This window comes from Sphingobium estronivorans (assembly GCF_008692605.1).
Classification (GTDB): domain Bacteria; phylum Pseudomonadota; class Alphaproteobacteria; order Sphingomonadales; family Sphingomonadaceae; genus Sphingobium; species Sphingobium estronivorans.
Map to the genome: position 1 here is coordinate 93,151 of NZ_LFCT01000023.1, position 9,285 is coordinate 102,435.

9 protein-coding genes are annotated in these 9,285 nt (G+C 58.9%); 5 read left to right on the forward strand and 4 right to left on the reverse strand.

Going from position 1 to position 9,285, the window contains the following annotated elements:
• Window positions 1-5 precede the first annotated feature (5 nt).
• Both F7P65_RS16305 and F7P65_RS16310 read right to left on the reverse strand, forming a co-directional pair.
• Window positions 6-1,526: a fatty acyl-CoA synthetase gene (locus F7P65_RS16305; RefSeq protein WP_150293497.1), complete on the reverse strand. Its 1,521-nt coding sequence runs from the start codon at window positions 1,524-1,526 to the stop codon at window positions 6-8.
• A gap of 65 nt (window positions 1,527-1,591) precedes the next feature.
• A complete protein-coding gene (locus F7P65_RS16310; protein ID WP_162854672.1) occupies window positions 1,592-2,131 on the reverse strand; it encodes a cupin domain-containing protein in 540 nt (179 codons plus the stop codon).
• A 270-nt stretch (window positions 2,132-2,401) separates the two neighbouring features.
• Between F7P65_RS16310 and F7P65_RS16315 the strand changes: the two genes are divergently transcribed.
• The 3 genes from F7P65_RS16315 (at window position 2,402) to F7P65_RS16325 (ending at window position 5,486) form a co-directional block, all read left to right on the forward strand.
• On the forward strand, window positions 2,402-2,986 hold the full coding sequence (locus F7P65_RS16315; protein WP_420853321.1) for an SDR family NAD(P)-dependent oxidoreductase: 585 nt from the start codon (window positions 2,402-2,404) through the stop codon (window positions 2,984-2,986).
• A gap of 306 nt (window positions 2,987-3,292) precedes the next feature.
• On the forward strand, window positions 3,293-4,147 hold the full coding sequence (locus F7P65_RS16320; protein WP_162854673.1) for a phytanoyl-CoA dioxygenase family protein: 855 nt from the start codon (window positions 3,293-3,295) through the stop codon (window positions 4,145-4,147).
• Between the two features lie 109 nt (window positions 4,148-4,256).
• A complete protein-coding gene (locus F7P65_RS16325) occupies window positions 4,257-5,486 on the forward strand; it encodes an MFS transporter (protein ID WP_162854674.1) in 1,230 nt (409 codons plus the stop codon).
• A gap of 49 nt (window positions 5,487-5,535) precedes the next feature.
• Here F7P65_RS16325 and F7P65_RS16330 read toward each other — a convergent pair whose 3' ends face one another.
• Window positions 5,536-6,729 (reverse strand): amidohydrolase family protein, encoded by a 1,194-nt coding sequence (locus F7P65_RS16330; protein ID WP_150293505.1) that lies wholly within the window; start codon window positions 6,727-6,729, stop codon window positions 5,536-5,538.
• 32 nt (window positions 6,730-6,761) lie between these two features.
• The gene (locus tag F7P65_RS16335; RefSeq protein ID WP_150293507.1) at window positions 6,762-7,322 is read right to left on the reverse strand and encodes a hypothetical protein; all 561 of its coding nucleotides are present in this window, start codon (window positions 7,320-7,322) and stop codon (window positions 6,762-6,764) included.
• A 194-nt stretch (window positions 7,323-7,516) separates the two neighbouring features.
• Between F7P65_RS16335 and F7P65_RS16340 the strand changes: the two genes are divergently transcribed.
• Both F7P65_RS16340 and F7P65_RS16345 read left to right on the forward strand, forming a co-directional pair.
• Window positions 7,517-8,101: a VOC family protein gene (locus F7P65_RS16340; protein WP_150293509.1), complete on the forward strand. Its 585-nt coding sequence runs from the start codon at window positions 7,517-7,519 to the stop codon at window positions 8,099-8,101.
• Window positions 8,102-8,398: 297 nt separating this feature from the next.
• Window positions 8,399-9,127, forward strand: coding sequence for a dienelactone hydrolase family protein (locus F7P65_RS16345; protein ID WP_150293511.1), 729 nt, complete (start codon window positions 8,399-8,401; stop codon window positions 9,125-9,127).
• Window positions 9,128-9,285: the final 158 nt, after the last annotated feature.

Consider the following 9,285-nt stretch of genomic DNA (forward strand, 5'->3'; position numbering starts at 1 on the left):
GTTGTTCAGATATTCGCCGCGTCGGAAAGCAACTGGCGCAGTTCACGCTTCAAGATCTTCCCCGACGGATTTTTTGGCAGGCTTGCGACAAAGGCGATGTCCTTCGGGCGCTTGAACGGGGCCATGTTCTCGCAGGCACGCAATATGTCGTCGCTGGTCGCGGAACTGCCAGCCTTCAATACGATGGCTGCGCAGACCCGCTCTACCCATTTGGGATCGGGCAGGCCGACAACTGCGACTTCATCCACAGCGGGATGCTTGTAGATGGCTTCTTCCACCTCGCGTGATGCGACATTCTCGCCGCCCGAATTGATCATGTCCTTCTTACGATCGACGATCGTGATATAGCCCTTGTCATCCATCACTCCCAGATCGCCGCTGTGGAACCAGCCCCCTTCGAAGGCCGCCGTGGTCTTTTCCGGGTCGCGATAATAGCGCATCAGCAGTTGCGGGGAGCGATGGACGATCTCGCCCACCGCGCCCGGTGCCACGTCGCGCATATCGTCGTCGACCACGCGGGTTTCGACGAACAGCACCGGCCGGCCGGCGGAAGCGGGCCGCTCTTCATGCTCTTCGGGTCGAAGCGCGGTCGCCAACGGGCCGATCTCGGTCTGGCCATAATAGTTCCAGAAGCGCAGCCAGGGCAGTTGCTCCCGCATCCGATGGATGACCTCCGTCGGCATGATCGAGGCGCCATAATAGCCCTTGCGCAGCGTGGACAATTTCTGCGGATCGAAACCGGGATGACCCAATATGCCGATCCAGACCGTCGGCGGCGCGAAGAAGGAAGTGGCGCCTGTCGACCGGATGGTTTCGATGACTTCGCCAATGTCGACGCGATCGAGAATGATGCTTTCGTTGCCCAGGAACAGCGACGGTATCAGGAAACAATGAAGCTGGGCGCAATGGTAGAGTGGCAGCGCGTGGACGACGACATCGCTCTCCAGATATTCACCCACGGCGATGCAGCTCAGATATTGATGGACCAGCCCCTGGTCCGAGAGCAACGCGCCCTTGGGTGCGGATTCTGTGCCGCTGGTATAGGCGATCTGCGCCGGTTGCGGTAGTTCTGGCGGTTCGCGCTGATCTTCGGCAAAGTCGAAGGGCTCGAATGACTGTGGCGCCTGCAGCGGCAGGCAATCGATGTGCGGGCCGGTGGCCGTGACGGCGGCCCGCGCGACGGCTGAAAATTCATCGTCCGTGAACAACAGCCGCGGCGCGCTGTGATTGAGGATATAGGCGACCTCATGTTCCCGCAGCATGAAGTTTATCGGTACGTGGATCGCACCCAGATATTGGACGGCGAGATAGCCGATTGCATAGGCGTCGCTGTTGCGCCCCAGAAATGCGACGCGGTCGCCTGCATGAACGCCCTGGCGGGTCAGTTCATCGGCAAAGGCGACCGCGGCCGCAATCAGCTGCGCATATGTCCAGCTGCGATCAACAAAACGAATAGCCACTGCGCCGGGTGTGCGTCGCGCGCTGCGCACGACGCCCCTGAAAATCGCGTTCGGTTCCCCGGCCATATCCACTCCTGCGTCGTTATTTTTCAGTGGCTTTTCGATTTGTTTATGGTTGGAGGGGGGTCCGCTTATGGAACGGGCAGGCCATTCTCGCGGCGGACCGCCATGATGCGCTCATATTCTTCCATATAGCCCGGACGCGCTTCGGAACATTCCATCTGATAGGTATCAACCCGCAGCGGATGGCCGCCGCGCGACGACAGTGTGGCATACCAGAGCGGTTCGTCCGAATTGTTGCGCATCTGGTGCGAAGCGTGCGGTGGAATGAAGGCAGCATCGAACTTTTCGACATTATAGTCGGCAAATTCCGTCCGCACCTGGCCCTTGCCCTGATAGACCAAGTACCAGCACTCATACGGGCCCTCATTCTCGGGCAGGTGGCTGTGGAAGCCTTCCGACTGGCCCGGCTGGAGGCAGGAAATGCAGAAAATGTTGAACCAGTCCGATGAGTCGCGAACGTCGTAGAACCACCAGGGGCGGTGCGTCGCACCGATCTTGTTTTCGTGCCACTGCACGGGGAAGGTGTCCGCGAAGCGGAAAAGCTTGATTTTGGGGCGCTCGCCTGCCGGCGCGGCCGCGGGATTCTTGGGGGTGATCAGTTCAGGCAAGATTTCTCTCCTATCATCGGTAGCACATATCAAATATTACATGTAATCGGAGGTGAGTCAATCGGGGATCGTTGGCTGCGAGCGTTTCGGCCAGATGCTTCATTCATCACCGGACCAAGCGAGGGTTCCAAAGTGCTGATCGAGAGCAACAGCAGTTGTGCGAGCGATGTCGACAGTCGATAAGTGCGGTGCGGCCGTCGGCAATTTGGATTGAACAGGGAGACGATGTCGACTGTTATCTATCACAACTTTTAAGATGGGAGCTGATTCGTGAGTGAACGTAGTATCATGGTAACGGGTGGTTTTGGGGTTTTGGGCCGCGTCGTGGCAGCAGCCTTCGCCGATCAGGGCGACAGGGTTGCGCGAGTCGATTTCGCGCCTGTTGCCCCGGACAGCATTGCGCGGGGGATGGATTTTGCAGGGATCGACCTGACCGACACCGCTATGGCTGAGCGCGCAGTGGCTGACGCGGCGAATGCGCACGGCGGCGTTGACGTCCTCGTGAATGTTGCTGGAGGTTTCACATGGCAGACGGTTGAAGATGGTGGGGTTGACGCCTGGGAGAAGATGTTCGCCATGAACCTTCTCTCCAACATGACGATCACCAGGGCGGCGCTTCCTGCGCTAAAACGCTCGCCCGCAGGTCGGATCGTAAATATCGGCGCTCAGGCAGCCGTTCAGGCGGGGGCCGGCATGGGCGCCTACGCCGCGTCCAAGGCTGGCGTACATCGGTTGACCGAAGCGCTGGCGGCTGAACTGGCGGGCAGCAACATCACGGCCAATGCGATACTGCCCAGCATCATCGATACACCAGTCAATCGGGCCGACATGCCAGATGCGGATACCGCACAATAGGTGCAGCCACAGGCGATAGCGGATGTGATCCTGTTCCTTGCCTCGCCTGCGGCCCGTTCGATCAGTGGAGCGTTGCTCCCCGTGACGCGCGGCCAGTCCACCTGATCTGAACGCGGGCCTGGCTGGAATAATGCCCTCCTGGTGTTGGAGATTCTGGCGAGATATTGACATAAAATTACATGTAATATATGAAATTTGAGTGCTATCAGATGTTTTGGCAATCATAAGCTGGGCATCTGTTCTGTCGCATCGCCGTGCGCGTGTAATCTGAACAAGGATGAGGATATTTTCGATATGGCAGAGTTGATGGTGGAGGATCGGACGATCGTGGCGCGCGATGTCACGGAGGCAGAGCGCGAATTTTTTTACGAGCATGGCTGGGTCAAGCTGCCGCAGCTCATCAGCGCGGAAGATGCTGAGTTGTTGCGGTCGGAAGCGCAGCGGCTGATGATGGGTGATGCCGACGGCGAACTGCAATCAAATGTCAGTCGCGTGGGCAACGCCGCCGATAAGGGGCTACGCGGTCACCAGATGGCGCAGTTCCACATTTATAACGAACCGTCGAAGGCCAGCGAGGCGTTCCAGCGCCTTTACGATTCCCGCAGCCTGGGTCATGTGGCGGCGCGTTTGATGAGTAATCCGTTCACGGGTCCGCGCAAGGCGCGGCGCATCGGCAACACGCTGTTCGTGAAAGGGCGTCAGGCGTCGGCCGGATCAGGTTCGACGGGCTGGCATCAGGACCGCCCCTATTTTCCGTTCGATCGTGAATCGATGGTGATGCTCTGGCTCGCGCTCGCACCGGTCAGCCCGGAAATGGGTTCGCTGCGTTTCATCGATCGCGGGCACCGGCTAGGCATGATGGGCCGTTACTCACATATCGAGGATCAGGACATGGTGGAAGCCTATCCGGGGATAGAGGAGCAGTGCGGGGTCAGCCCGCCGCTGCACCTGAATGCGGGTGACGCGACCATTCACGATGCGCTGACACCGCATTCAGCCGGTCCGAACCTTACTGATAATGTTCGCTGGGGCCTTGCCATGACCTATTTCCCGTCGGATGCGCTTTATACCGGCGCGCCGCACCGCTCCTTCGATGGATTGGGTATTGGCGTCAACGAACCGTTCGATCACCCGAACTTCCCAATCATCGGTGAACCCTAAGATACAATAATGTAATGTAAGGACGCGTTCGCTGCATGGCTGGCGAGCGCTTCCTGTATAAATATAAGATTTTCAGGATGCATTATTCGAAAATATGGGAGAGGGGTGGATGCGATTATATTATGGCTGGCGTATCGTGATATTGGCTGCGGTCATATATATTCTTGTATTTGGCTCCACAGTTTCTTCTTTTTCTCTTTATGTCGTGCCCGTGTCCGCCGAATTCGGTCTGTCCCGCGCAGAAATGAACAGCGCGTTCGTCCTGATAAATGTGGGCAGCGCCATATGGGCGCCCTTTATCGGTCGGGCGCTCGATCGCTTTCCCCTGAAACTGATACTGGGCGTGTCCGCCCTTCTGATCGGCGCGGGTTTCATCACCCTGTCCTTGTCGCACTGGATCTGGCTCAGCATGATGGCGCTGGCGATCGGCATTGCCATCGGTCTGGACGGTGCGGCCATGTTGACGATGACCGTGCTGGTTGCGCGATGGTTTAAGGTTCATCGGGCGCGCGCCATGACGCTCGCCGTCACCGGACAGGCGATGGGCAAGGTCATCGTGCCAGTGCCCACGGTGCTGCTCATGGAAGCGTTCGGATGGCGGACCGCGCTGTTCGTGACCGGCCTTGTCCTCATCATCTTCCTGATGCTGGTAGCGATCCTCGTGCGCGAACGTCCGCGCCCTGGTGAACTGGAACCGGGAGCGACGGATCAGGCCGCGGCCGTTGCGGAGCGACCCGCGAGCGTCGGATACTTCCTGAAGATGCCGCAGTTTTGGCTGATCGCCGTTAGCATCGCCCTGACCTTCGGCATTTCGGCGACCTTTGCCATTTCCGTGGTGCCGCTGGGCCTGGACTATGGGCTGACGATGACGCAGGGCGCGTTCATGGCGTCCGCTTACGCCGGAGCGGCCGTCGCGGCCAAGCTGCTGCTGGCGGTCTTTGCCGATCGCATCGACCGCTTCAACCTCATAATCGGATTGCTGGTGGTGGGTATTCCTCTGTCGGCGACGTTCCTCCTGATCCACAGTCCGGTGCAGCTATTCATTTTCGTCACCCTGCTCGGCCTTTCAGTCGGGGGATTTGCGGCACTATTTCCGGTGTTGCAAGCGGACGTCTTCGGCCTCGCTTCCTACGGTACATTGCGCGGGCTGATGATCCCGATCCAGTCGGCATTCGTCGCCCTTGGCGCGGTTGGAGCGGGTGAAATTCACGACATCTGGGGCAGTTACGACATGATGTTCGTCGCCTTCGCAGTGGTGCAGGCGGTGGTCGTGGTCATGCTTTCTGCGGCGCGACCCGCCATGCCGCCGTTGCCAAATGCAGGGCAACAGGTCGCCTGAGCGGGCGCCGGGGAGGCGACGGCAGAGCCGACTGCCCGGCGCCGGTTTGTCAGGACAGAGGAATATTATAGACGCGTGCGGCATTCAGGCTGAGCACTTTGGCGCGTTCTTCCGCCGTTAGTTCCGAAACCCGGCCTTCGACGTCTCCCACCGGATACAGGCATGTGGGATGCGGAAAGTCGGTCTGGAACATGACGCTGTCGACGCCTACCGCCCTGATGTCGTTGGCAAGATTGCGGTTCTCCAACCAGAATGAGCCCAAGAAATTGCGCCTGAAATACTCGGCGGGCGTCAGGTCGAATTTGAACTCGCTCGCTGTTTCGTGGAACTGGAATTCCATGCATTCCAGCAGGAACGGAATCCATCCAATCCCGCTTTCAACGGATACGAACGTCAGTTTCGTGTAGCGGTCCAGTAGGCCGGAGCATATGATGTTTCCGACAACGCGCCCGTTCTGCATGCTGAGCATAGGCTGTTGCAGGGCGGCCTTCAGATTGTCAGCCATAGACGGCCAGCCTAGATCACCAATCCAGAGCATGGAGGAGTCGTTGGCGCCGACGTGAAAGTTGATCGGAAAATTGAGCGACTCGCATATCTCCCACAGCGGATTCCAGTGCGGATCACCCAGGTCGGGAAGCTGGTCGCCGTTGCTGGCCCTCTGCTCGTGCGGGTCCGAACCCATCGCGATGCCGCGCAGGCCAAGCTCCGCCGCCCGCTCGATCTCAGCCAGTGCAGCTTTCATGTCCCACCAGGGTATGATGCACATCGGGAAGAACCTGTCCCCTGACTCGGCCTGCGCTTCGGCGACCGCGTCATTATACATCTGGATCGTTGCAAGGCGGAGCTGCGGATCGATGTCGGACGCCCGGCTGCCGCCAAAACCCATGATGTTGGGATAGGCCACCTGCGCATAGATGCCCTGACTGTCCATCATCGCGACCCGCGCCTTCATGTCGTAGGAACTGGGGTGCACGTCCTCGATCTGGGTGGCGAGGAAGCTGTGCATGGAATTCAGCTTGCTGCCGTCCTTCATGATGACGCTGGCGGGATTGGCGCCAAAACCGATCAGCTTGTCGCCATCGATCACCCATGCCTTTTCGCCATTATGTACTTTCACCTGCGGCACACGGGCTCGCAACGATGCGGGCGCGCGGCTGGTCCACAGATCATGGGGTTCAGTATAATGGGTATCCGCATCGATGATCCTGAGCGTGGAACGGGCTTCCAAAGTCATTGTGGACATGTTGGCTCTCCTTCATCGTCTGGTTTTTACGTCTAGAATCGCTGCACGCCGGGCAGATCGAAAAACGTCCCATCCGCTTCCAGCGCGCTGACGAAGAAATTGCTGAGCTTCTGGTCTTTCCAGACCCGCTCACCGACCATCTTGCCATCCTGGAAGGGAATTACCGCATTAAAGAAGCAGCGCTGATAGTCGCCGTCGCCAAGCCTGAACAAACCGCTGACCTCGGTACCATAGCTGTTTTCACCAAAGGTTCGCGTATATGTCACGCTTTCTTCGGCGGGTGTCACGCGGCGCTTCGGATCGACCTGCGCGATCACGATGTTGTAGTTCAGTTCGTGATAGCGATGAACAGCCTCCTTGCCGCTCACGCGGATACGGCTGGGATAGAACTCATAGACCGGCTCATCGATCAGCGAATGATTCATGATGCCTTCGAAATCACCGGCCATGAAGCGTTTGGCATGTTCGCAATTAAATTCGATCATCTCCAGCGGGGTCATTCGTGCCCCAGGGCGGTTTGCCAGGGACCGGACGACATTGCGGAGATCGGGCCGCATGGCCGCGAGGAGTTCATCATCGTTCAAGCCAATCATTCATCCTCCTGATTTTATGACGGGATTGCAACGGCACTTGTCCGACCTTCCCTTCAACTATTGGGGAGCAAAGCTTCGACCCCGTTGAAGCTACGGCACCTGTCTTTCGATAATCGGCATCGGGTGCAGTGGAGGCTTTTGTCGGCTCGACCGTGTGCCGGGCGGCGAGCATCACCAGGCACCCGTTGCGGCCGATGCGCCTGTATGCCGAAGAAGAGGAGGAGAAAATGATTACCGCCAATATGTTGTCAGACGCTTGCCGGCTTGTCCTGCCCGTGGTCGCCATCGCGGGCCTTGGCGGCGTGTCCGCTCAGGCCGAGGATGGGGGACGGAATACAGCGCCACCCGATCGGCAAGGCCATCTGGCAGGCAAGCACGCCGCAACCGCGGAGAGCCTGCCGCCCGGGACCTTCCAGGCCAAGCAGATTGTGCGCGACCTCGACCGTAGTGCCGCCTTCTATCAGCATGTGTTCGGAATTGTTCCGGCGATGCGCTTCAAGTCCGTCATGAATCACCGGCCGATGGAGGAAATACTTTTCAAATTCCCCGATGGCGGCCATGTCCCTCTCGTTCTGATAAAGTTCCTGGATGATGGGGCGGTTTCGCATGACCAGACTGTGCATGTGTTCTTCACCGACGACATTGATGGCCTGATCGAACGCGTGGTGCAGAATGGAGGGCAGATCGCCGAACAGCGGAATGACAGGCAGCATCGCGCCCTGATTGCGTTCTGGCACGACTTGGAAGGTAATCTACTGGAAACGGTGCAAATGTATTGACGGCGTTGGGGCAGCATCCCTTCGCAAGATAGGTTTCATGCTTTCCTCCTTCGTGAAGGCTTCGGGCGCAGTGCTGTGAGCACAATGGAGCATCCGTACTGTCGCGGTTGACCTTTCTGGATGCGGTGCGAACGAGGATCATGCGATGCTAACCCTGCCCACAATGTCGTGGAATGGCCGACCCAGCCATTTTCCCTGGCGGTCGCGGCCGCAGTTGTGTCTCGACTTACCGGTCCGGACTGCGGCAGAGCGACGGTCCGGTAGGCCAAACTGACAATAATAACGGAAAGGAAGAAGATGTTCGAGACAATGGAGCCGATCGAACTGGAACATGCTGGAACGCTGCTTCGCGGCTATATTGCGCGCCCCGATGGCGATCAACCCCGCCCGACTGTTCTGGTCATGCACAGCGGCATGGGGATCGCGCACAAGGAAGTCGTGGAGCCTGCCGCGAAGAAGCTGGCAGCTCTGGGCTATGTTGCGATCTGCACCGACATGTATGGCGCGCATCTGGAAGGCGCAGGCCCGGAAGGCTTTGGACCTGCCTATCAGGAGTTCCTGGACAACCCGTCGAAGCAACGCGCGCGCACTGTCGCATGGTTCGATGCCGCGAAGGGTCTGCCCTATGTCGATGAAAGGCGCATCGCGGCTCTTGGTTTCTGCTATGGCGGCACCACGTCGCTGGAACTGGCGCGCAGCGGCGCGGATTTGCGCGCCGCGATCAGCTACCATGGTATTCTGACGACCTATCAGAAGGCCCAACCCGGCAGCATCAAAGGCCAGATCGTCATCTACACCGGCGGGGGCGACCCCTGGGCGCCGGATGCGGATGTCGCGGCGCTTCGGCAGGAAATGATCGATGCGCGGCATCGTGACTATCAGATCACGCTGTTCGGGGCTGCGGATCATGGCTTCACGGATAAATATGCCCATGAACAACAGCTGGAGGGGTTGAGTTATCATGAATTGTCGAGCGACATTTCATGGGCGGGCACACTGCCGCTGCTGGAACATGTGTTCCGCTGAATGAGGCGCTGGCCGGGGTCCGTGACGCGGGCTGTGCGATGAAAGCGGGGGAAGGCGAAAGCTCCAGCGGCCGCATTCCCCCCACCCCACGGCGTCAGTTATCCATCACCATCAGAAGCGGGCCGGTGCGGGATGTCCGCCGTCAGCGCCCATGGCAC

What these genes read in the sequence shown, in the direction of transcription:
- F7P65_RS16325 (WP_162854674.1), top strand. Translation starts at nt 4,257, where the DNA reads ATGCGATTATATTATGGCTGGCGTATCGTGATATTGGCTGCGGTCATA.
- F7P65_RS16335 (WP_150293507.1), bottom strand. Translation starts at nt 7,322, where the DNA reads ATGATTGGCTTGAACGATGATGAACTCCTCGCGGCCATGCGGCCCGAT.
- F7P65_RS16345 (WP_150293511.1), top strand. Translation starts at nt 8,399, where the DNA reads ATGTTCGAGACAATGGAGCCGATCGAACTGGAACATGCTGGAACGCTG.
- F7P65_RS16305 (WP_150293497.1), bottom strand. Translation starts at nt 1,526, where the DNA reads ATGGCCGGGGAACCGAACGCGATTTTCAGGGGCGTCGTGCGCAGCGCG.
- F7P65_RS16340 (WP_150293509.1), top strand. Translation starts at nt 7,517, where the DNA reads ATGCGCCTGTATGCCGAAGAAGAGGAGGAGAAAATGATTACCGCCAAT.
- F7P65_RS16320 (WP_162854673.1), top strand. Translation starts at nt 3,293, where the DNA reads ATGGTGGAGGATCGGACGATCGTGGCGCGCGATGTCACGGAGGCAGAG.
- F7P65_RS16330 (WP_150293505.1), bottom strand. Translation starts at nt 6,729, where the DNA reads ATGTCCACAATGACTTTGGAAGCCCGTTCCACGCTCAGGATCATCGAT.